Origin of the sequence: Leuconostoc sp. DB-1 (genome assembly GCF_013414845.1) — a bacterium.
Classification (GTDB): domain Bacteria; phylum Bacillota; class Bacilli; order Lactobacillales; family Lactobacillaceae; genus Leuconostoc; species Leuconostoc mesenteroides.
On record NZ_JABFNJ010000001.1, the window covers coordinates 320,543 to 342,419 of the forward strand.

Here is a 21,877-nt window from a genome sequence, read left to right on the forward strand (position 1 = left end):
TATGAAAACAAAACATTATCTAAAGCTAAAAGAAGATGTGATTACAGAAACGTTAGATAATGGTCTGTCAATAGTGATGGTTCCGAAGTCTAATTACCATAAAACTTTTGCTGTGTTAACAACGGCTTATGGTGCGTTAGAGCAAAAATTTGCTATCGATGATGCACAACCAATTCAGATTCCTGCTGGCACAGCACATTTTCTGGAGCACAAACTATTTGAAAAAGAAAATGAAGATGCATTCGCAAGATTTGGTGAATTGGGGGCTGATGCTAATGCATTTACCAATGCTTATCAAACAAGTTATCTGTTTTCAACTACTCAAAACTTAATACCAGCCTTAACACATTTATTAGATTTTGTTCAAACGCCTTATTTTTCAAAACAAACAGTAGAAAAAGAACAAGGAATTATTGGGCAAGAAATACAAATGTATGATGATGACCCTAATTGGGCACTCTATATGGGATTGTTAAATACATTATATCCTGACTCGTCAATTGCTAAAGATATCGCTGGAACCCGTGAAACGATTGCAACCATCACACCTGAACTACTATACGCTATTCATTCTGCATTTTATCAACCTACACAGCTGACACTACACATTGTGGGGCATTTTAATCCTGAAGAAATATTAGCAGTTGTTAAAGATAATCAATTCAAAAAAGATTTACGTCCTAAAAAGTTAACCCGTTTCCAGGAAAAAAATTTACCAGCAAAAGAACAACAATCAGAACGCTACTTTAATGTTTCGCGTCCTAAAGTTGCCTTTGGTATCCGACTTGATCAGAATCAGGTCGCTGGTATAGAAGCAACCAAACGTATTTTAATTGCTGATATTTTGGATGATTTATTGTTTGGCGAGCAAACAGATTGGTATCAGAATTTATATAGTCATGGTATTATTGATACAGAATTTGACACATCATTTGATATTATAAAACATTATCAGTATGTGAGTTTTTTTGCGGAAACGGACGATTATGACATTCTGACGCAAGAAATTCAAAGTCAAATTGACGATTATCAAAATGTTTTAGAAAACCAACAAAATGCTTTTGAGTCACTACGAAGAGCTACAGTTGGCGAGGGGATCCAGAAATTGAATTCCTTAGAAAATATGGCTTTGCAAGGTGATGATGTCTTGTTTGGAACTAATCTTTTTGATAAGATAGAGTTGTTACAAGATTTAACATTTGATGACATTCTTGTAACAGCGGATAAAATATATCGAAATGCTACGTTGCAACGATTTGTGTTGCATAAGTAGTCTTGTGGGCTATTATGAATGAAACTTTAACAAATCAAATAGGCGAGCAACTTAAGGCTGCTCGCTTAGAAAAACAATTATCATTGGATGATATCCAAGAAATTACAAAAATCCAACGCCGGTATTTATCAGCTATTGAAGAAAACAATCTTAGCGTTTTACCTGGTGATTTTTACGTTCGTGCTTTTATTCGGCAATATGCATTAGCTGTTGGGTTACATCCCGATGAGTTATTAGGAGAAACAAAACCAATTTCTATGTCTCGAACTAGCGACTTGAGCCGGGCACACAGGGATAATGATGGTATTGTTCGTGCTGGGATAGATAATACCCCAACAGCAAGATCACGGTTGGCAAACTCTATGCCAACAATTGGTTTAGGGCTATTGATTCTTGTGGCTTTAATAGTTATTTGGTTTGTATTGACACACATAGGAACCAATTCTCAACAGACATCTAACGGCGGTAATATCTCTGTTTCTACTTCTGAGGTTTCCAAATCCTCTAGTAAATCATCAGCATCGAAGTCATCTGCTTCTAGTTCCAGTGAGGAATCCTCGACACTTGATTTAGGTACACCAGAAACAAATACAAGTTTGCAGACGACAATCTATAATTTGTCTAATGAAAATACTAAAAAGCATACAGTTGTTATAACAGCAAAGAACACAGGTACTTCAGTTAAGGTCAATGATGCTAGTAGTAACATTTTACTAAATGAAACATTGGCTAGTGGCAGTAAAACAGTAGAAATTCCATCGGGAACAACGGCATTTAATCTACAATTTTCTAATGTTAATAATGCTTCAGTTACAGTTGATGGACAAAATGTCGAAGTAAGTGGTGCAACAACATCATTTTGGAATGTGCTTTTTAATCTCAATAAATAAAGGATGTATCATGAATTTACCCAATAAACTAACTGTTTTCAGAATTATTTTAATTCCAGTATTTATTTTATTGCTGACAGTACCATATGCTTGGTCTAATATCAGCTTTTTAGGAGCAACCATGCCCGTTAATTGGTTGATTGCCGCTGTTGTATTTGCAATAGCCTCTGCAACTGACTTCTTGGACGGTCAGATAGCTCGTAGCCAGCATTTAGTTACCAATTTTGGAAAGTTTGCGGATCCTTTGGCTGACAAACTTTTGGTTATGACAGCGTTGATTTTCTTAACGAGCTTCAATGTTGTTCCAGCTTGGATGACTGCGGTTATCGTTATTCGAGAGTTAGCCGTTACAGGTTTACGTACACTAATTGTTGAAAACAATGGCAAGGTTTTGGCAGCACAGATGCCAGGAAAGATAAAAACATTTTCACAAATGTTTGCTATTTTCTTCTTATATATTCACAACGCGCCATTTGCCATTATTAATTTTCCTATTGGGGATGTCTTATTGTGGGTTGCTGTTATCTTTACAATTTATTCTGGTATCGATTATTTTTGGCAAAATAGAAATGTCTTTTCTGATGGTATGTAAGGAACTAAAAGCGCTTTTAGCGCTTTTTTCGTATAATCAAGAAGAAAGCAAACAGAAACGAACAAGTGTTCGAAAAGCACTTGCTTTTGACTCGCGAAAAAGGTACACTAATCAAGTAAGATAAAAGGAGTTAGCCGCAATGGTAGCAAAGAAAACGACTAAAAAAGACGATCAAGCAAAGAAAGATGGTCGTCGAGCCGCGCTAGATGAAGCGCTAAAGAAAATTGAAAAGAACTTTGGGAAAGGTTCAGTGATGACGTTAGGAGATAACGCGCTAACGCAGATCGAAACGATCCCTTCTGGTTCTGTTAAAATTGATGTTGCTTTGGGTGTTGGTGGCTATCCCAAGGGGCGTATTATTGAAGTATACGGTCCAGAATCATCAGGTAAAACAACCATCGCACTTCATGCAGTTGCTGAAGTTCAAAAGCAAGGCGGAACGGCTGCCTATATTGATGCTGAAAATGCTTTGGACGTTAAATATGCTGAAGCCCTCGGCGTTAAAAAAGACGAATTACTTTTGTCACAACCGGATACAGGCGAACAGGGATTAGAAATTGCTGATGCTTTGGTACAATCAGGTGCCGTAGATATGATTGTTGTTGACTCAGTTGCTGCATTAGTACCTCGTGCCGAAATCGAAGGTGAAATGGGTGATGCGCACGTTGGATTGCAAGCTCGTTTAATGAGTCAAGCACTACGTAAGTTAGCAGGAACCCTGAACCGAACGGGAACAATTGCTATTTTCATCAATCAAATTCGTGAAAAAGTCGGCGTAATGTTTGGAAACCCAGAAACTACACCCGGTGGTCGTGCACTAAAGTTTTATTCGACAGTACGTTTAGAAGTCAGACGTTCAACACAAATTAAAGACGGTACTGATGTCACTGGTAATTTGACAAAAGTTAAAATTGTTAAAAACAAGGTGGCTCCACCATTCAAAGTTGCTGAAGTTGATATTATGTATGGCCATGGTATTTCACAAACTGGTGAAATTCTTGATCTCGCTGTTGATCAAGATATTATCGACAAAGCAGGTGCATGGTATGCTTACGAAGGTGAACGAATTGGTCAAGGGCGTGAGAAAGCTAAAGACTATTTGGATGATCCTGAGCATGCCGCATTGCGACAAGAACTATATGTCAAGGTGCGTCAAGCATATGGTATTGATTCTAATGCGAATGGTACTGCCGTTTCAAATACGGAGGCTCAAGCAGAAAAATCTGATGAGCAAATTAATCTGCCGGATTTGGATACAACGACTGATGATTCTTTAACGGACGAACCAATTGTATAAATTACGTAAATATTGAGAAAAACGTTAGGTCGTTTTTCTTTTTTTTGTTACAATGCAAGTATAGAAACGCATGGAGATAGACATGACTAAGATACTTGTTGTTGATGATGAAACGGCAATTGCAACGCTGCTGCAATACAATTTGCAACAGAATGGTTACGAAGTAACAGTTGCATCGGATGGTTTATCCGCTTATCAAAAGGCAAAAGAGCAACAATTCAATGCAATATTGTTGGATCTAATGCTGCCAGAAATGGATGGCATGACCGTTTTAAAGCAGTTACGTCAAGATAAAGTTAGCACACCAATAATTTTGGTGACTGCAAAAGGGGATGAGTTTGATCGTGTGCTTGGCTTAGAATTAGGTGCAGATGATTATATCACTAAGCCTTTCAGCCCTCGAGAAGTTGTAGCAAGACTAAAAGCTGTATTACGTCGTTCACAAGTTAGTACAGATACCAACAAAACGGACGAAATGGTTATTTCTATACAAGATTTGCTCATCAATGATAGCAAAAAAACAGTTATGAAAGAAAATATTGTTTTGTCCTTAACGCCACGGGAATATGATTTATTATTATATTTTGCACAGCGATTGGGACGTGTAATTGATCGTGAAACAATTTTGACGGCTGTGTGGGGATATGAATATACTGGCGAAAGCCGTATGGTAGATATGCATATCAGTAACTTACGAGATAAGATTGAGTCAAATCCAAAGGCGCCTAAAATATTGAAAACAGTTCGCGGATTTGGATATACTATGACGAATTAGTGTTTTCATAAGACATATGTGGCGTTATTATAGTAAATGGCAAACTGTAGACATAGCGTCGAAGGTGAGCCATTTTTGTTTTGTAAATTTTTCTTTACACGCATTTACAAGAATGCGACCAAATTGTGGCGTGTTTCATAACATAACTCCCGTAATATATAAGTTGTAAACAAGGAGCGGCACCCAAGAGCCTCTACTACAACCTTGTTTCACTACATATTTCTAAGGGAGAAATCTTCATGAACAAAAAGATTGTAGGAATTATTGGTGGTATAGTGGTCATTGCGGCTGGAATAGCCTTGTATACTTCTGCTAATGATAAGTCCAGCGATAATAAAACAAGTACGACGTCATCTTCTAATGTTAGTGGAAAAGTGTTATCGTTAGGATCAACAGCATTACAGCCTTTAGCAGAGCAAGTTGCTAAGTCATTCCAAGAGAAAAATCCGAATGTAACAATTACAGTGCAAGGTGGTGGATCGGGTGCCGGGTTAAGTCAAGTATCTGATGGATCAGCACAAATTGGTAACTCAGATGTGTTTGCTGAAGAAAAAGATGGTATTGACGCCACTAAACTAGTGGATCATAAAGTAGCTGTGGTTGGTATTGCGCCAGTTGTGAATAGTGATGTGCAGATCACGAGTTTAACAAAAGAACAGTTGCGTAATATTTTTACTGGTAAGGTAACAAATTGGAAAGAAGTTGGTGGTAACGATGAAAAAATTGTCGTTATCAATCGTGCAACTGGGTCAGGAACACGGGCTGTTTTTGAAAAAAATATCTTGGACGGTCAGGATGCTGTACAAGCGACCGAACAAGATTCCAATGGCACGGTGCAAAAGATTGTCAAAACAACACCAGGATCGATTTCGTACCTGGCATTTGCTTACCTCGACTCTGACGGTATTAAGGCACTGGACTTAAATAAAGTTCATCCTAATAAAAAAAATGTTGAAGATAATTCATGGCCAATTTGGGCTTACGAACACATGTACACTAAGGGGAAGCCAACTGGGGCTACTAAGTCATTCTTAGAGTACTTCACGACCAAAGAGGTTCAAAAAAATATTGTACCTAAGCTAGGATACATTGGATTAACAGATATGAAAGTCACTCGCAATGCAAGTGGTAAAGTGACAGATAAATAAGTATATTTGATAAGGACAAGCAGAGTGCTTGTTTTTTTGTGCGTTACCGTTATGCAAATTCAAAACCATGATAGAATAAACTTATGAAGAAAAGAATTGGCAAAATAACCAGTATATATAGTCTAAATATTTTATTATTATTTATAGTAACTCGAGTGATCCACGTGTCTCATAATCAGCTCTACATATTAGTTATTATATTTTTTGTTGTAGCTAATTTTGAAGTATGGTTTTTAAATTTTTGGCAAAACAAAGAAACAGCAGAATTAACAATTATGAAGAATAGAATGATTGCTACTTCAGCTGGAGAAACACCACGGGGTGTTTTAGCAGAACCAACATCTCCATACTACGAATTATTAGAACAATTCAATGAATTACAAAGTTATGTTCGCCATTCGCAATATAGTGCCAATCGTGAAATAAATAATTATCAGACATTATTGGCCAGCTTACCAGTTGGGGTCATTAATGTTAGTCGTCATCATATGATAGATGTTTTCAATCAAACCGCTGCCGATATGCTTGGTGTAGAGATGCCAGAAGTACCAATTTTAGACAGTTTAGTGATTCGTCAGTTTACTTTGTCAGAAATCATTAATCATACCTTTAATACTAATCAAAGGCAGCACTCCATTTTGAACTTGATGATTGATGGCGAGGCGCGACAATATGATGTTAGCACATTATTTCATCAATCTGGATCAAATGCAGAAGTGATGGTTATGTTGTATGATTTGACAGAGGTATTGAAATTAGAGCGCATGCAAGCCGATTTTTTGGCAAATGCTTCGCATGAGTTTAAAACACCGTTGACTGCAATAACAGGATTTGTTGAGACGTTACAGGGTGACGCAGGGGCGGACGAAGGAACGAGGACCCAATTTTTGCAAATTGTGGCGGATGAGGCAAAACGTTTGTCAGCACTGGTTAATGACATATTGTCTTTGTCACGTATGCAACACAAAGTGGATGAAAAAATATCTAATTTGCAAATTTCAGCCATTGTTGAACAACAATTAGAAAAAATTGATACTAAAACGGTTACGGTACACAATGATATTGCACCGGACTTCAGTGTGTCAGGTATTGCTAGTGACGTGTCTACTATCGTCCAAAATTTATTAACTAATTCGGTTAAGTATAATAAAATAGACGGTGAAGTTTGGATATCAGCATATAAAGACACGCAACAATGGCAAATAAAAGTCAGTGATTCGGGTATTGGTATTCCGTTAAATCAGCAGTCTCGTATATTTGAGCGTTTCTATCGTGGTGACGAATCAAGACAACGTAAAATAGCAAGTGGTACTGGATTGGGGCTCGCTATTGTCAATGAGATTGTGAACCAACATAATGGGGAGATCAATATTAAATCACAGGTAGGTGTCGGTACAACAATCAGTGTTATTCTACCCTTGTAGAAACGCGTCAAAACATTAAAATTGATGTTTTTTGTATGAAAACATCATGCTCTTTACACAATCTTTACATAAAAGCGTTTTGACATTTACATAAGTTTAAGATAATAAATATGTAGTAGTAAATCTTGGGAGGCATTAACATGTCGAAATCATATCGCGGTTCAATCGTATTCACGATTGTAGCCGTGGCAGTTGCTGCAGCGCTTGGAACAGCGTATGCAATGCGCGATAAAAGTGCGTCAAATACGTCGATCACTGCAGTTGGGTCAACGGCTTTACAACCGCTGGTTGAAGCTGCTGGCGAGGAATACGCTAAAGACAATCTTGGTACCTTCATCAACGTTCAAGGCGGTGGAACAGGTACAGGGTTAAGTCAGGTGTCGCAAGGCGCTGTTGACATTGGTAATTCTGATGTATTTGCTGAAGAAAAAGACGGTATTGATGCCAAAGAGTTGGTAGATCATCAAGTCGCAGTTGTCGGCATTGCGCCACTATTGAACAAACACAATGGTGTCAAAAATTTGACAACTAAACAACTCATTGCTGTTTTTACTGGAAAGGTAACGAATTGGAAAGAGGTTGGTGGTAATGATCAAAAAATTGTCATCATTAACCGTGCGGCCGGATCAGGGACACGAGCCACTTTTGAACAGTGGGGATTGAATAGCGCACAAAGTACTGAGGCACAGGAACAGGATTCTTCAGGAATGGTTCGTTCAATTGTCAGCACGACACCGGGGGCTATCTCATATGCAGCCTTTGGTTATATTGATGACAGTGTGGTAGCGGCTAAAGTTAATGGTGTAAAACCTACTAAACAGAATGTCGTTTCTGGAAAATATGCTATTTGGTCATATGAACATGTTTACACCAAAGGAAAACCATCCGAACCCGTAGCTAAGTTTTTAAAGTATTTAACTTCCAAAAAGGTTCAATCAACACTTGTATCGAAACTAGGATACATATCAATTCATGACATGAAGATTAGTCGTGACGTAAATGGTCAAGTGACTAGAAAATAAACATATTTCTTGTTCGAAAATATCATATTTCGACATGCACCTTGGAGAAAAAATGGATAACATTACAAAAAAACTTATGCAGAGATCTGAATCCACGCATAAGGACACGTTTGGCCGTGCTGTTAGTTTAACGGCATTAGCCTTGATTGGTATTGTGGTCGTGGCAATTTTCGCCTTTGTTCTGAGTCGCGGACTTTCAACATTCTTTAGAGATGGCGTTAATGTTAAAGACTTTCTATTTGGAACAACTTGGAATCCGTCTGTAACCAACCCGGCAACAAAGCAGCCTTATATTGGTGCATTACCAATGATCATTGGTTCATTTTTAGTAACCTTTTTAGCTGCGGTAGTTGCTACGCCATTTGCGATTGGAACATCTTTGTTTATGACTGAAATAGCGCAAAAACGCGGGGCAAAAATTATGCAACCAATTATTGAATTGCTGGTTGGTATTCCCTCAGTTGTCTATGGGTTCATTGGTTTAACTGTCGTCGTTCCTTTTATACGAAATATAACTGGTGGCTCTGGTTTTGGTATTTTATCTGGAACAATAGTTTTGTTTGTTATGATATTACCAACTATCACCTCGATGACCGTGGACACATTAAAATCAGTTCCGCGTTATTACCGAGAATCTGCTTTAGCAATTGGTGCTACACGTTGGCAAATGATTTATAAAGTTGTTTTGCGTTCAGCAACACCTGGTATTATGACAGCGATTGTGTTTGGCATGGCACGTGCATTTGGTGAAGCGCTAGCTGTTCAAATGGTTATTGGTAATGCTGCATTAATGCCTACAGGCTTAACTACTCCAGCATCTACCTTAACGTCTGTTTTGACCATGGGTATCGGAAACACGGTTATGGGCTCACTACAAAATGATGTCTTGTGGACTCTGGCAATGATTCTATTACTGATGTCATTGGTATTTAATTTGATTGTTCGTGCAATTGGACGTAGAGGAGCGATGAAATAATGAATGCAAAAACTGCTGATAAAATTGCAACAGGCGTTATTTACGCTATTTCTGGCATTGTCGCTTTAATTTTGTTTGCGATGCTAGCTTTTATTCTTGTACAAGGCGTACCACATTTATCATGGCACTTCTTAACTTCTCCAGCACGTGCATTTGAAGCAGGCGGTGGTATTGGAATACAACTTTTTAATTCTTTCTACTTGTTAATTTTAGCCATGTTGATTAGCTTTCCCATTGCGTTGGGTGCAGCAATTTATCTTAATGAATATGCGCAAAAAAATCATTTTACAGCAATTATACGTACAGCTATCGAAATATTAAGTTCTTTGCCTTCTGTTGTTGTTGGTTTGTTTGGATTCTTACTTTTTGTTGTACAATTTAAATTAGGTTTTTCTATTTTGTCTGGTGCAATTGCATTAACATTGTTTAATCTACCTCTTTTGACACGTTCAATCGAAACGAGTTTAGCACAAATTCCTGATTTACAGCGTGAAGCAGGTGCGGCACTTGGCTTGTCACGATGGGAAACGGTTTTGCATGTTATTTTGCCTGCAGCCGTTCCATCAATTGTGACGGGTGTTGTTCTATCGGCTGGACGAGTATTTGGTGAAGCTGCAGCCTTAATTTATACTGCAGGACAATCTGCTCCAGCTTTGAATTTTGCCGACTGGAATCCATTTAACATTTCGAGCCCTTTGAATCCAATGCGACCAGCAGAGACACTAGCTGTACATATTTGGAAAATTAATTCTGAAGGTATTATGCCTGATGTTAGTGCCGTGTCAGCAGGAGCTTCTGCTGTTTTGATTATTGTTGTGTTGCTATTCAACTTTAGCGCACGAAAATTAGGTATGAAGCTTTACAAGAAGTTAACGAGTGCGTGAGGCCATTATGATAAATTCAAATACAGATCTTAAACCAGCTAGTGAGTTCATTAGAGAAAATGCACCAGAGCGGTTTATTTATAAAATGGATACCGAAAAACATGAAATTGCTCTGTCCACACATGACTTGCAAGTGTTTTATGGTGATAATCTTGCCTTGAGCGAAGGCGACCTGCAGTTTGAGCGTTATAAAATTACGAGCTTGGTTGGCGCTTCAGGATCCGGGAAATCAACATTTTTACGTTCACTAAACCGTATGAATGATGGTGTTGCTACCGTTAATGGGAACATTATGTATCGCGGTTTGGACATTAATACCAAGAAAATTGATGTTTATGAAATGCGTCGACATATCGGCATGGTATTTCAACGTCCCAATCCTTTTGCTAAGTCAATTTATGACAATATAACTTTTGCACTAACTAGCCGAGGTAATTACACTAAGCAGCAACTAGATGAAGTAGTTGAAACCAGCTTGAAACAAGCTGCTTTATGGGATCAAGTTAAGGATGAACTAAATAAATCCGCATTAGCATTATCCGGTGGTCAAGCACAGCGATTGGTGATCGCTCGTGCGTTGGCATTGAAGCCTGATATTTTGTTGTTAGATGAGCCTTCGAGTGCGCTAGATCCTATATCATCCGCTCAGGTTGAAGACACGCTACTTAAATTAAAAGATCAATATACAATTATTATTGTTACTCACAACATGCAACAGGCAGCCCGAATTAGTGACTATACAGCATTCTTTCATATGGGCAAGGTCATTGAATACGATCTAACACGAAAAATATTTACGCGACCAAAAGTAGCACTTACAAACGATTACATATCAGGTAACTTTGGATGACAGATAATAAAGAAAAAACAATTTTATCAACCCGCGATGTACATCTTTGGTACGGTAAAAAAGAGGCGTTGCATGGTATTGACTTAGATTTTCCAGAGAAGGGCATTACTGCGTTAATCGGCCCTTCGGGATCAGGAAAGTCAACATACTTACGTGCAATTAATCGTATGCATGATTTAGAAGATAATGTGACGGTGACAGGGTCTTTCAAATTCAAAGATACGGATATTTATGCACCCACAACCGATACGGTTGACCTACGCAAACGTATTGGGATGGTCTTTCAACAGCCTAATCCATTTCCGTTTTCAACTTATGAAAATGTGGCATTTGGCTTGCGACTTGCTGGGGTCAAAGATAAAGCTGTTTTGGATGAAGCGGTAGAAAAAGCTTTGAAGCAATCTTCTGTTTGGGATGAAGTGAAAGATAATTTGCACAAGTCAGCTCTTGGATTATCCGGTGGTCAACAGCAACGTGTCTCCATTGCACGTGTTTTGGCTACATCCCCAGAACTTTTATTGTTAGACGAACCTACATCTGCGTTAGATCCAGTGTCTAGTCACAACATTGAAGAAACTTTGTTAAAATTGCGCGACGATTATGCAATGATTATTGTGACACATTCGATGTCACAAGCATCACGAATTTCTGATCGTACTGCATTTTTCTTGAGTGGTGACTTAATTGAAGTTGATGAGACAAAGCATATCTTCTTGGATCCAGCAAAAAAAGAAACACAAGATTACGTTTCAGGTCGTTTTGGCTAATTTACACAATTTGGATACAGAACAGTTATAATATAATAAAGTTAAAGGAGGTTTCACTATGCGTCGATTATTTGATGAAGAATTAGCAGATTTAGATAGCTCATTTACAGAAATGGGTATGCTGGTTTCACAAACTATTCAAAAAGCTGTGCAATCATTCGTGGACCACGATCGTGAAGGGGCTCGTAAGATCCTAGAAAACGACCACCAAATTAATGAGCGCGAGGCAGCTATTGAAAAGAAAACTTTCGAAATGATAGCTTTGTATCAGCCAGTAACCACTGATTTACGTGAAATTGTTACTATCTTAAAGGCTGTATCAGTGCTTGAACGTATGGGAGACCAAGCACGTAATATTGCAAATTCAACAATACGTGTTAAAGGTACGAAGCACATTGCTAGTGTTGAACAAGAACTGGGCGAAATGGGCGAGATGGTTGCTACTATGGTTTCAGAGGTCATGGATTACTATGTGAAAAATGATGCTCTTGGTGCTGAAGCGATTGCTGATAAAAACAGTGTGCTTACGCAAAGTGCTGCTAAAGTTCGAACAGATTCTGTTAATGGTATGAAAGAGGACGCCGAATTGGTAGACTCAGCAGCAGATTACTTAGTAATTGCAGGATACTTGAAGCGAATTGGTGATTACACGACAGATATTGCTGAGTGGATCGTGTACAAGAGAACAGGAAAAATTATTGAATTAAATCCTGGCTATAATTTCTTTATATAAAATTTGTTTAATTAAAAGGCACGACAACTATGTCATGCCTTTTAATTTGCTATTAATTTGAGAAAAAAATAAAGTTTTGAATCGTAGTTATAGCAAAACGATTCCCACCACAATGAATAGGACTAGAAAAATCATATTGAGTAGGGTAAAGGTTTTGAAGAATTGAAAGTTTGAACGATTTTGCGAATAGCCAGCGTATTGCCTTAAGGCCAGTAAGTTAGCTAAGGAGGCAATAATAGTGCCTAGACCACCAACGCTGACACCTAAAAATAATGCATAGACATGGTTTGTGAATTTGGATAATAATACAGCAGCAGGGACATTACTAATCAATTGACTTGTGACGATAGCCGATATAAAAGTTGATAAAGCATTATTTGTATGGTTAGTGATCAGCCCGCTAACAAAGTTAATACGACTAATCGCGCCAACAATTATGAAAAAATTAATGAACGTCAGTATGACTGCATAATCAACGCGTTTAAATATTTTTTTACTAAGCGTCAACCCACTTAGGAGGCTAATAAGCAGAGATATGATTACAGGAATGACTGATAGTATACCCAATAACACCACTATACTTGCTAGTAGTAGCCACACTGTTTTTGTTCGGTTTATGGATATTATATTTGAACTTTGTTTTTCAATCTGTTTATTTTTAATAAACAAAACAGAGAAAAGCAAAGTGATCAGTGAGATTAAACCAAAAGGAATGCTCATTCCTAAAAAATCAATGACACTTAACTTATAAAAAGAAACAATATATATGTTTTGTGGATTACCAAAAGGTGTGAATGAACTGCCAAGGTTAGCGTAGATGGTTAACAAGCTAATAGCGAATATTTTAGGAAATGGGATGCGTTTACTAATATTAAAGAAAATGGGGATAAGCGTCAGGATAGCTACATCGTTTGTAAATAACATCGAACCAAAGAACGAACAGAGTAAAAGGACTAGAAAAACTAAGCGTGTAGAATGGCACTTTGAAACGATGTAATTGGCAATAAATTTTAAAATTCCTAAATCTTGATAGATGGCAATAATAATTAACAAGGATGATAAGGAAATAATGGTTTTAAAGTCGATGTCTGTTGATTTCACCTGACCAAAGCATAAAGATAAGATGGACAATATGAGCGTTATGAAAAATGTTTTATCAGTTAAAATGCGTTTCAATGTGTTAATCATAGATTATTGTGCCCCGATGTAACAAGGGAATAAGTTAGTCGTTTCATAAGGAGTTCTCCGTATGCTTTCAAATGATGTCGTTATTTCATGCCACTGCTAGTTTTACGTCATCACAATGTGATAGTCAAAAAGTGGATTGATAGCACGACTAATTACAATAGTACCAAATCTGCAAGAGCATAAACACAGTTAGGCTAAATTTAATTAAATACTAAGTATCACAGATGATTATTAGACAACAAAGTAAGTAAGTATTTTGGATAGTTACTTTCAAGTACATTTGACAAACTATCTAGGATATTTGTTATAATGGAATTATTGAAAGCTTACCATATCAATATGGTAAACGTTTTCAAAAATTATAAGTAATGGAGAATTTAATGCGATTTATTGTTCGTTTAGCGATAAACATGCTGACCTTTCTACTTTTATCAATGATTTTTCCATCAGGATTCAGAGTAGATAGCTGGGGTGCAGCTTTGTTGGCAGCATTTGTATTATCGATATTGAATGCTATCATTAAACCAATTTTAACAATTTTAACGTTACCATTAACGATTTTGACATTTGGCTTTTTTGCTATTGTTGTTAATGCAATGTTATTGGAAGTGACTGCTGATCTTGTTGGCGGATTTGAATTTTCAAGTTTTGGCTGGGCAATGATTATTGCACTTATTGTTTCCATTATTAACACGTTTTTGACAAAAGATTTGCATGTGCAAGTAGAAAGACATTAAAATGGCACAAAATTCAGTAACAGTAAAACAATTAGTAGAAAATACCCGACTAAAGATTGTTGCCGGTGAACAGTATCTAGACCGAGAAATTACTACTGCAGATATTTCTCGCCCTGGATTAGAAATGACAGGTTATTTCAATTACTATGCGCCAGAAAGAATTCAGTTGCTTGGTATTACTGAAACATCGTTTTCTGAGCGTATGAGTCATGATGAATTACTATTAGTATTTCGTCGCATGGCGGATGAAGAAACGCCGGCATTCGTTATTTCAACTGGATTACCAATAAGTGATGAATTAAATCAAGCAGCTGATGAAGCACATATTCCGATTTTGTCATCAACCTTAACATCCTCACGAATTTTATCCAACATGACATATTATTTGGGTGGTGAACTCGCACCACGTAAAAATGTGCACGGTGTTTTGATTGATGTTCATGGATTAGGCGTTTTAATTACTGGCGACGCGGGAATTGGTAAGACAGAATCAGCCTTGGAATTAATTCAACAAGGGAAAGCACGTTTGGTCGCTGATGATCGTGTCGATATTTATCAAGAAGATGAAGAGAGGCTGATTGGAGAGCCAAACGGTGTATTACGTAACATGATGGAAGTGCGTGGTGTCGGAATAATTGATGTTCAGCAAGTTTATGGTGCTGTATCTGTTCGATCACATGCTACAATTGCGTTAAACATCCATTTATCTAATGGTAAAATTGGTGAATCTAATTTTGACCGCTTAGGTGACGATAATGACTCCTTAGAAATTTTGGGTGTTAAGATTAAGCGAATGGTTGTGCCGGTGACGCCTGGTAGAAATACTGCAAGTGTGATTGATGCAGCCTCGGTCAAGTTCCGTACGGCGAATATGGGCATTGATGCGCTGAAAACATTGGAAGAGCGTATGACTGCTGAAATGGAAAAGAATGAAAAAATTGATGCAGGGGACGAAAAAAATGACTAAAATAGCCGTATTGGGCGGTGGCTCTTGGGGCACTGCGTTGGCAAACGTTGCTGCAGAAAATAATAATGATGTGCGTCTGTGGACACGTACTGCGACACAAGCGGATGAAATAAACAGTCAACATACCAACCAAAAGTATTTGCCAGACGCAAAGTTATCATCTGAGTTAATGGCAACCAGTAACATGGCCTTGGCAGTGATGGATGCTGAAATTGTTTTGACAGTTGTTCCTACTAAAGTTGTACGAGAAGTTGCACGTCAGCTAGCTGACGTTCTAAATAAGCAAGATCACCAGGTGATTTTGGCGCATGCTACTAAAGGACTAGAGCAAGTAACCTATAAGCGTGTGTCGGAAATGCTTGCCGAAGAAGTACCTGCAAAGTACCGTTCCACGTTGGCAATGATTTCTGGCCCATCGCATGCCGAAGATGTTATCAAGCATGACTTGACATCTGTATCGATTGCTTCTGAAAATGAAGAGGCTGCCAAATTACTACAGCAGGTATTTGCCAATAGTTCATTTAGACCTTATACGAATCATGATTTGTTAGGATCAGAACTGGCAGCGGCTTTAAAGAATATTATCGCCATCGGATCAGGTGCGTTAATAGGATTAGGTTATGGCGCTAATGCACAGGCTGCTTTGCTGACACGTGGTTTATCGGAAATGCGCGCCCTAGGTCAAGCAATGGGCGCCCAACCAGAAACGTTTTTAGGACTTGCAGGCATTGGTGATTTGATTGTTACTGGCATGTCACCAAACTCCAGAAATTACCGTGCTGGGAAACAGTTAGGTGAAGGAAAGAGTTTGCAAGAGATTCAAGATGACATGGGCATGGTTATTGAGGGTGTTAGCACTACAAAAGCAGTATATGAATTTTCGCAACATCATCATGTGGAAATGCCTATAACAGCCGGTATTTATCGCATATTATATGAAAATGAGCCATTACGCGATGTAATTACCGACCTAATGAGTCGTCCGTTGCGCAGTGAAGATTAGAAAAAATAAAGAGGAAAAAAATCATGAAACCAGTACGTAAAGCTATTATTCCAGCAGCAGGATTGGGCACACGTTTTTTGCCAGCAACTAAGGCATTAGCTAAAGAAATGTTGCCAATCGTTGACACACCAACGATTGAATACATCGTGCGTGAAGCGATTGAATCTGGCATTGAAGATATCGTTATTGTTGATGGTAAATCAAAGCGTTCCATCGAGGATCATTTTGATTCTAACCCAGAATTAGAGAATAATTTACGTGAAAAAGGAAAGGATGAATTATTAAAGCTTGTCGAGGAAACAACAGATATTAATATGTATTTCATCCGTCAATCACATCCCAAGGGTCTCGGTGATGCTGTACTGACTGCTAAAGCGTTTATCGGTGACGAACCGTTTGTTGTTTTGCTGGGTGATGACTTGATGCAAGATGAAGTACCGTTGACAAAACAATTGATCCAACGTTATGAGGAAACTGGTGAATCAACGTTAGCTGTTATGAAAGTACCTCACGATCAAGTATCAGAATACGGTGTAATAGATCCAGCCGCGCAAGTTGATAAAGGTGGACTATATCGTGTAAAGAGCTTCGTTGAAAAGCCAAAGCCTGAAGATGCACCTTCAGACCTAGCGATTATTGGCCGGTACCTTTTGACACCTGAAATTTTCGAGGAACTAGAAAATACAAAACCTGGTAAAGGAAATGAAATTCAATTGACTGATGCTATTGATTCATTGAACAACCGTCAACACGTATATGCTCATGAATTTAAGGGTAGCCGTTATGATATTGGTTCAAAAATTGGCTTCTTGGAAACAAACATTGAATTTGGTTTAAAGCATCCGCAAACAAAAGATGCATTACGTGCTTATATTAAAGAATTGGCATCAAAGTTGTAATTTAAAAACAGGAGAAATACTTCCTGTTTTTTTAAATAAGATGGTTATGCTCGACAAGGGGTACATAATCGAGTACAATTAGTGTTAACAAAAAGTAAGTAAAGGGGTAAAATATGTCAGAAGAACTCAAGGAATATGATGTGGTCGTTATTGGGGCTGGACCAGCGGGAATGACTGCAGCCACATATGCTTCAAGAGCTAATTTATCAGTATTAATGTTGGATCGTGGTATTTATGGCGGCCAAATGAATAATACAGCTGAGGTGGAAAATTACCCTGGGTTTGATTCGATTTTGGGACCAGATTTAGCTGAAAAGATGTATTCTTCGTCAACACAATTTGGTGCTGAATATGGTTTTGGATCAGTAGAAAGTATTGAAGTTGAAGATTATAGAAAAATAATTCACACAGACATGGGGTCTTATGCTGCTAAAGCAATAATTATCGCAACTGGGTCAGAGCATATCCACTTAGATGTAACGGGTGAAGATAAGTATCAGGGTCGTGGTGTAAGTTATTGTGCGGTGTGTGATGGTGCATTTTTCCGAGACGAGGATGTTCTAGTTATTGGTGGTGGTGATTCGGCTATCGAAGAAGGTTTATACCTAACTAATTTAGCAAAATCAGTGACAGTACTTCATCGTCGTGACAAATTGCGTGCACAACAAATTATCCAAAATCGTGCATTTGATAACTCTAAAATGAAATTTGAGTGGCATACCGAAGTGGTGGCTATTACTGGTGACGATGACAAAGTTACAGGTGTTGACGTTATCAATAACCAGACAAATGAAAAGCGTCATATTGATGCTTCAGGTGTGTTCATTTACGTAGGATTAAAGGCAAATACGCAAGGCTTTGAAAATCTCAATATTACTGATCCAGAAGGATGGATTGTAACAGACGATAAGATGCAAACGAGTATTCCCGGTGTTTTTGCTGTCGGCGATGTTCGTGTAAAAGATTTGAGGCAAATAACTACTGCTGTCGGCGATGGTAGTTTGGCTGGTCAGGGTGTATACGATTATATAAGCAGTTTGCCCGCTATTGAAAAGATTGCAGAATAAGCTAAAAAAAAACGATGACCAAGAGTCATCGTTTTTTTATTTTAATTATTTAACGATTTCACAGAATTCTACGATAACGCCATCAGGTCCTTGAAGATTAAAGAACTTGATTCCTTGATCCCAAAATGGTAAATGTTGTACTTCTGAATCAATCAGAGTGAAGCCTTCAGCCTTAGCGGCATCAAAAGCGGCATCAGCATCAGTAGTGTCCATTGAAATATGGTTAATAGCTCCTGGCTTACCAGCAACTTCGTCACCGCTCCATGTTTCGATCACTAGATTTTCACGTTGCATAAAGATGACATTTCCGGCAGGAAAATCACCAGTCTTTTTAAAACCTAATTTGGTCCAAAATACTTCAGATTGTTCTAGTGAAGATGATGGAATACCAACGTGTTGTAAACCTGAGTAATAATCAGCAAAAGCCATAATTTTTTCCTCCAAAATTAATATTTTTCATACCAAACAATGAGTTTATCTTATTCACCAACATCAACAGCTTGGTGATCTAAATTACGAAATACTAGTTTGTCAGCAATTCCAGTTATTCCGCCTTGGAAAAGAAAGGCGAAGAGCGTTCCTAAGCCAAAATTATACAGATTTGGGAAAGTAATAATAAACGCAATAATGGCAAAAATTGTTGGTGGAATGTATGAGGCCCACATTGCTTTGAAAGCAGAACCCTTAAAATACTTAAAACGCAAAATTTGCATCAAATCATCTGCTGGATGCAAAACCAAATTCACACGTTGATATATTGAAATAGCAGTACCAATAAGGGCAACTCCTACGAAGTTAATCACGATGTACAAAATGACCATTGGCAATGACTTTGCATCAGGCATAATTTGATTAAAAATGTTTGAAAACCATTGAATGAAAATTGAAAAAGGTAGCATGAATATAAAGTTACCTAAAATTCTTTTCCAATCAAGCTTCTTCATCAAAAATGCATTTAAGAAGGAGATTAACATACCAAGAACTAGAAAAGCCCAGAATAATGCTAGAGAATTATTTCCTAGAATCGCGTGACCTAAGTTAGCTTCTGCTGCTGTCCAGTATGCAGAACCAAGAAAGGCAGGGTGAATATGATCAGAGGTAACTAATGTTAAGACATTACCCATGGCATTGATAACTAGCGAAATAGTAAAGTAGGTAATCGACAAACTCATTGAAATAGTTCTAGAGCTTTTCGTCTTTGTCTCGTTTTGAGTCATAATTATGCCTCTTCGCCGCCAACCTTCACAACAGCCTTAGATACGACACCTAACTTACCGTTAACAAAGTCGTCAACAGTCTTATAGTCTAATTCGTGTGACATCAATGCTTCAACATTCAACTTACCAGATGATAGCAGAGCCAATGAATCTTCAAATGCGTTAGGGTTGATAAATGAACCTTGAATAGTTAACTGCTTTTGGAATACTTCATAAGTGTTCATTTGGAACTTAGCGTCAGGACCACCAACACCAAACATCAATACTTGAGCGCCACGAGCTGATGCTTCAATAGCAGCTTCTTGTGTTTGTGGTAGACCAACGGCTTCAATAATGACATCATATTCACCTTCAGGGATCTTGTCACCCTTCATTGTGTTGTATGTGTTCTTTACGCCGAACTTTTCCTTGTTCATTGCCAACTTTTCGTCAACAATACCAGCCAAGTCAACTTGGTGAATACCATATGCTTGCAAGATTTGAACGAATAATTCGCCCATGAATCCATCCCCAATTACCAAAGCCTTTTGGTAAGGGGTAACCTTCAACAATTGAATACCGTGAACGGCACATGAAATTGGTTCAACAACAGCAGCTGACTTTAATGAAACGTTATCAGGAATTGGATAAACAACAGATGCAGGTGCAGTGAAGAATTCTTCAAAGCCACCATCACGTGTCACACCAACAGCTGACAAGTTTTCGCATAATTCAGGGCGTGCAGTACGGCAGTACTTGCATTGTCCACAATAAATGTTAGGGTCAACAGTTACGCGGTCACCAACTTTAACGTTAGTAACAGCAGAACCGATTTCTGCAACAACACCTGAGTTCTCATGACCAAGAACGATTGGAGGAACAGCATCAGCTGAACCTGGCAAACCAGCGTATAGTGCGTGATCAGTTCCACAAATACCAGCAAACGCTGTGTGAATCAAAACTTCATTTGGCAAAACCTTTGGACGGTCAATGTCCTTTACTTCTAATTTCTTAGTTCCGGTTAGAACAAGTGCTTCCATGATTAATTCTCCTTTTTTGTGACAAAAGTAACTTACGGTGACTATGCTAAACCTTTGGCATTATAAAGTCAAGTCTCAGGCCAAATTAATTTTCGATTATAAGGCTGTTGGTGTGATAAAATAATATAAGACTATGGAGGTATGTAATGGTTGCAAAATTAAGTGATGTCGCAGCGCTAGCTGGTGTTTCTGTGACAACAGTATCACGTGTTATTAACAGCTATGGTTCTTTGAGCCAAAAAACAATTGATAAGGTCCATGCTGCAATGCGTGAACTACATTATCAACCAAATGCAATGGCACGTTCATTACAAGGTAAATCATCACAATTTATAGGTTTGATTCTACCTAATATGGAAAACCCATTTTTTACTGCACTAGCCAATGAAATCGAACAGTTATTGTTCTTAAAAGGTTATAAAGTTATTATTGCAGCATCAGCAAATAATGTTGAAAAAGAGCAGCAATACTTGCAAATGCTCGCTGCTAATCAAGTTGAAGGCATAATAACTTCTTCACACAATCTAGATATTGAAGAGTATCAGAATACTTATTTACCGATTGTCTCTTATGATCGATATCTATCAGATGATATTCCTATCGTTTCTGAAGACAATGAGGAAGGAGGCTATCTTGCTGGTAAGTACTTGCTTTCAACAGGTGCTCGACGCCTATTAATACTGAGCGATGATGATGGCTCGAAATCACCTACACATATTCGCTATGATGGTTTTTTGAGAGCGACAAAAGACTCTTCAGCCAAGGTGTTCCAAGAAAACTTTAACTTGGAAGGGTTTGCTTCCAAAGAAGATCTCGATAAAATGATTAACTACGTTATAAAAGACGATATTGATGGTGTTTTTGCTTACAATGATGTTGGTGCAATTCAATTACAAAACGCACTTAGAAAAATCGGCAAACGTGTTCCAGAAGATGTAAAAATTATAGGTTACGATGGTACACCAATCGTTCGTCAGCTACACCCTGATTTGCCAACAGTCGTACAACCAGTGAAGCAGGCGGCGAAAGTTTTGATTGACGTATTGTTTGCGGTGATAGAAAATCCTGGAGAAAAGCCACAAAATAATGAATTACTTGGTGTTGAGTTATTTCAACCCGAGTAATAAGTGATCTTGTCGCGCTTTTTTC

At 38.0% G+C, this 21,877-nt stretch carries 23 protein-coding genes; 19 read left to right on the forward strand and 4 right to left on the reverse strand.

The genetic code is table 11. From position 1 onward, the window contains the following. Position 1: 1 nt before the first annotated feature. The 13 genes from yfmH to phoU all read left to right on the forward strand — a co-directional run bounded on the left by yfmH (position 2) and on the right by phoU (position 12,631). The gene (gene yfmH, locus HFP47_RS01525) at positions 2–1,273 is read left to right on the forward strand and encodes an EF-P 5-aminopentanol modification-associated protein YfmH (RefSeq protein WP_042252789.1); all 1,272 of its coding nucleotides are present in this window, start codon (positions 2–4) and stop codon (positions 1,271–1,273) included. A 14-nt stretch (positions 1,274–1,287) separates the two neighbouring features. Further along, positions 1,288–2,163 carry a RodZ family helix-turn-helix domain-containing protein gene (locus tag HFP47_RS01530; RefSeq protein ID WP_014324424.1) on the forward strand — a complete coding sequence of 292 codons (876 nt, stop codon included), beginning with the start codon at positions 1,288–1,290 and terminating at the stop codon, positions 2,161–2,163. A 10-nt stretch (positions 2,164–2,173) separates the two neighbouring features. After that, positions 2,174–2,755 carry a CDP-diacylglycerol--glycerol-3-phosphate 3-phosphatidyltransferase gene (gene pgsA / locus HFP47_RS01535; RefSeq protein WP_042252794.1) on the forward strand — a complete coding sequence of 194 codons (582 nt, stop codon included), beginning with the start codon at positions 2,174–2,176 and terminating at the stop codon, positions 2,753–2,755. Positions 2,756–2,894: 139 nt separating this feature from the next. After that, the gene (recA, locus tag HFP47_RS01540) at positions 2,895–4,052 is read left to right on the forward strand and encodes a recombinase RecA (protein WP_011679405.1); all 1,158 of its coding nucleotides are present in this window, start codon (positions 2,895–2,897) and stop codon (positions 4,050–4,052) included. An 82-nt stretch (positions 4,053–4,134) separates the two neighbouring features. Then, complete coding sequence (locus HFP47_RS01545; protein ID WP_011679406.1) at positions 4,135–4,827, forward strand: response regulator transcription factor; 693 nt, start codon at positions 4,135–4,137, stop codon at positions 4,825–4,827. Positions 4,828–5,066: 239 nt separating this feature from the next. Then, positions 5,067–5,975, forward strand: coding sequence for a phosphate ABC transporter substrate-binding protein (locus tag HFP47_RS01550; RefSeq protein ID WP_042252799.1), 909 nt, complete (start codon positions 5,067–5,069; stop codon positions 5,973–5,975). Positions 5,976–6,058: 83 nt separating this feature from the next. Continuing rightward, entirely contained in the window at positions 6,059–7,399 is a 1,341-nt protein-coding gene (locus HFP47_RS01555) for a cell wall metabolism sensor histidine kinase WalK (protein WP_060461304.1), read from the forward strand. 140 nt (positions 7,400–7,539) lie between these two features. Beyond that, positions 7,540–8,421: a phosphate ABC transporter substrate-binding protein PstS family protein gene (locus HFP47_RS01560; RefSeq protein ID WP_102753139.1), complete on the forward strand. Its 882-nt coding sequence runs from the start codon at positions 7,540–7,542 to the stop codon at positions 8,419–8,421. A gap of 52 nt (positions 8,422–8,473) precedes the next feature. Continuing rightward, positions 8,474–9,397 (forward strand): phosphate ABC transporter permease subunit PstC, encoded by a 924-nt coding sequence (gene pstC / locus HFP47_RS01565; protein WP_011679411.1) that lies wholly within the window; start codon positions 8,474–8,476, stop codon positions 9,395–9,397. Further along, positions 9,397–10,281 (forward strand): phosphate ABC transporter permease PstA, encoded by an 885-nt coding sequence (gene pstA / locus HFP47_RS01570; protein WP_010291776.1) that lies wholly within the window; start codon positions 9,397–9,399, stop codon positions 10,279–10,281. Before pstC ends, pstA begins: the two co-directional genes overlap by 1 nt. Positions 10,282–10,288: 7 nt before the next feature. Continuing rightward, positions 10,289–11,131, forward strand: coding sequence for a phosphate ABC transporter ATP-binding protein PstB (gene pstB / locus HFP47_RS01575; protein WP_011679412.1), 843 nt, complete (start codon positions 10,289–10,291; stop codon positions 11,129–11,131). After that, positions 11,128–11,898 carry a phosphate ABC transporter ATP-binding protein PstB gene (gene pstB, locus HFP47_RS01580; RefSeq protein ID WP_011679413.1) on the forward strand — a complete coding sequence of 257 codons (771 nt, stop codon included), beginning with the start codon at positions 11,128–11,130 and terminating at the stop codon, positions 11,896–11,898. The genes pstB (HFP47_RS01575) and pstB (HFP47_RS01580) overlap by 4 nt, the downstream gene beginning before the upstream one ends. 58 nt (positions 11,899–11,956) lie before the next feature. Further along, positions 11,957–12,631, forward strand: a complete 675-nt coding sequence (gene phoU, locus HFP47_RS01585) for a phosphate signaling complex protein PhoU (RefSeq protein WP_004164468.1) — start codon at positions 11,957–11,959, stop codon at positions 12,629–12,631. Between the two features lie 87 nt (positions 12,632–12,718). Here phoU and HFP47_RS01590 read toward each other — a convergent pair whose 3' ends face one another. Next, positions 12,719–13,819: an SLC13 family permease gene (locus tag HFP47_RS01590; RefSeq protein WP_011679414.1), complete on the reverse strand. Its 1,101-nt coding sequence runs from the start codon at positions 13,817–13,819 to the stop codon at positions 12,719–12,721. Positions 13,820–14,199: 380 nt separating this feature from the next. Between HFP47_RS01590 and HFP47_RS01595 the strand changes: the two genes are divergently transcribed. From HFP47_RS01595 to trxB, 5 genes are all read left to right on the forward strand, one after another. Beyond that, positions 14,200–14,556 (forward strand): phage holin family protein, encoded by a 357-nt coding sequence (locus tag HFP47_RS01595; protein ID WP_004164465.1) that lies wholly within the window; start codon positions 14,200–14,202, stop codon positions 14,554–14,556. A 1-nt stretch (position 14,557) separates the two neighbouring features. Further along, complete coding sequence (gene hprK, locus HFP47_RS01600; protein WP_179875945.1) at positions 14,558–15,523, forward strand: HPr(Ser) kinase/phosphatase; 966 nt, start codon at positions 14,558–14,560, stop codon at positions 15,521–15,523. Further along, entirely contained in the window at positions 15,516–16,526 is a 1,011-nt protein-coding gene (locus HFP47_RS01605; RefSeq protein ID WP_179875946.1) for an NAD(P)H-dependent glycerol-3-phosphate dehydrogenase, read from the forward strand. Before hprK ends, HFP47_RS01605 begins: the two co-directional genes overlap by 8 nt. A gap of 23 nt (positions 16,527–16,549) precedes the next feature. Further along, entirely contained in the window at positions 16,550–17,425 is an 876-nt protein-coding gene (galU, locus tag HFP47_RS01610; RefSeq protein WP_010285820.1) for a UTP--glucose-1-phosphate uridylyltransferase GalU, read from the forward strand. Between the two features lie 113 nt (positions 17,426–17,538). After that, positions 17,539–18,492 (forward strand): thioredoxin-disulfide reductase, encoded by a 954-nt coding sequence (trxB, locus tag HFP47_RS01615; RefSeq protein ID WP_014324431.1) that lies wholly within the window; start codon positions 17,539–17,541, stop codon positions 18,490–18,492. Positions 18,493–18,537: 45 nt separating this feature from the next. On the opposite strand, the gene HFP47_RS01620 is transcribed toward trxB, so the two are convergent. Genes HFP47_RS01620 through HFP47_RS01630 form a run of 3 tightly spaced genes read right to left on the reverse strand, consistent with a single transcriptional unit; the run spans position 18,538 to position 20,728 of the window. Beyond that, entirely contained in the window at positions 18,538–18,921 is a 384-nt protein-coding gene (locus HFP47_RS01620; protein ID WP_014324432.1) for a VOC family protein, read from the reverse strand. Between the two features lie 50 nt (positions 18,922–18,971). After that, the gene (locus HFP47_RS01625) at positions 18,972–19,709 is read right to left on the reverse strand and encodes a hypothetical protein (protein WP_011679418.1); all 738 of its coding nucleotides are present in this window, start codon (positions 19,707–19,709) and stop codon (positions 18,972–18,974) included. A gap of 2 nt (positions 19,710–19,711) precedes the next feature. Beyond that, positions 19,712–20,728, reverse strand: coding sequence for a zinc-dependent alcohol dehydrogenase family protein (locus HFP47_RS01630; protein ID WP_011679419.1), 1,017 nt, complete (start codon positions 20,726–20,728; stop codon positions 19,712–19,714). A 146-nt stretch (positions 20,729–20,874) separates the two neighbouring features. On the opposite strand from HFP47_RS01630, the gene HFP47_RS01635 reads away from it, so the two are divergent. Next, entirely contained in the window at positions 20,875–21,852 is a 978-nt protein-coding gene (locus HFP47_RS01635) for a LacI family DNA-binding transcriptional regulator (RefSeq protein ID WP_014324433.1), read from the forward strand. Positions 21,853–21,877 lie beyond the last annotated feature (25 nt).

Bases quoted from the DNA above. Each gene is read 5' to 3' on its own strand.
- hprK (WP_179875945.1), top strand. From the start codon at position 14,558: ATGGCACAAAATTCAGTAACAGTAAAACAATTAGTAGAAAATACCCGA.
- HFP47_RS01530 (WP_014324424.1), top strand. From the start codon at position 1,288: ATGAATGAAACTTTAACAAATCAAATAGGCGAGCAACTTAAGGCTGCT.
- phoU (WP_004164468.1), top strand. From the start codon at position 11,957: ATGCGTCGATTATTTGATGAAGAATTAGCAGATTTAGATAGCTCATTT.
- yfmH (WP_042252789.1), top strand. From the start codon at position 2: ATGAAAACAAAACATTATCTAAAGCTAAAAGAAGATGTGATTACAGAA.
- galU (WP_010285820.1), top strand. From the start codon at position 16,550: ATGAAACCAGTACGTAAAGCTATTATTCCAGCAGCAGGATTGGGCACA.
- HFP47_RS01595 (WP_004164465.1), top strand. From the start codon at position 14,200: ATGCGATTTATTGTTCGTTTAGCGATAAACATGCTGACCTTTCTACTT.
- HFP47_RS01555 (WP_060461304.1), top strand. From the start codon at position 6,059: ATGAAGAAAAGAATTGGCAAAATAACCAGTATATATAGTCTAAATATT.
- pstA (WP_010291776.1), top strand. From the start codon at position 9,397: ATGAATGCAAAAACTGCTGATAAAATTGCAACAGGCGTTATTTACGCT.
- pstB (WP_011679412.1), top strand. From the start codon at position 10,289: ATGATAAATTCAAATACAGATCTTAAACCAGCTAGTGAGTTCATTAGA.
- pstB (WP_011679413.1), top strand. From the start codon at position 11,128: ATGACAGATAATAAAGAAAAAACAATTTTATCAACCCGCGATGTACAT.
- trxB (WP_014324431.1), top strand. From the start codon at position 17,539: ATGTCAGAAGAACTCAAGGAATATGATGTGGTCGTTATTGGGGCTGGA.
- HFP47_RS01630 (WP_011679419.1), bottom strand. From the start codon at position 20,728: ATGGAAGCACTTGTTCTAACCGGAACTAAGAAATTAGAAGTAAAGGAC.
- pgsA (WP_042252794.1), top strand. From the start codon at position 2,174: ATGAATTTACCCAATAAACTAACTGTTTTCAGAATTATTTTAATTCCA.
- HFP47_RS01545 (WP_011679406.1), top strand. From the start codon at position 4,135: ATGACTAAGATACTTGTTGTTGATGATGAAACGGCAATTGCAACGCTG.
- HFP47_RS01620 (WP_014324432.1), bottom strand. From the start codon at position 18,921: ATGGCTTTTGCTGATTATTACTCAGGTTTACAACACGTTGGTATTCCA.
- HFP47_RS01635 (WP_014324433.1), top strand. From the start codon at position 20,875: ATGGTTGCAAAATTAAGTGATGTCGCAGCGCTAGCTGGTGTTTCTGTG.
- HFP47_RS01550 (WP_042252799.1), top strand. From the start codon at position 5,067: ATGAACAAAAAGATTGTAGGAATTATTGGTGGTATAGTGGTCATTGCG.
- HFP47_RS01590 (WP_011679414.1), bottom strand. From the start codon at position 13,819: ATGATTAACACATTGAAACGCATTTTAACTGATAAAACATTTTTCATA.
- HFP47_RS01625 (WP_011679418.1), bottom strand. From the start codon at position 19,709: ATGACTCAAAACGAGACAAAGACGAAAAGCTCTAGAACTATTTCAATG.
- recA (WP_011679405.1), top strand. From the start codon at position 2,895: ATGGTAGCAAAGAAAACGACTAAAAAAGACGATCAAGCAAAGAAAGAT.
- HFP47_RS01560 (WP_102753139.1), top strand. From the start codon at position 7,540: ATGTCGAAATCATATCGCGGTTCAATCGTATTCACGATTGTAGCCGTG.
- HFP47_RS01605 (WP_179875946.1), top strand. From the start codon at position 15,516: ATGACTAAAATAGCCGTATTGGGCGGTGGCTCTTGGGGCACTGCGTTG.
- pstC (WP_011679411.1), top strand. From the start codon at position 8,474: ATGGATAACATTACAAAAAAACTTATGCAGAGATCTGAATCCACGCAT.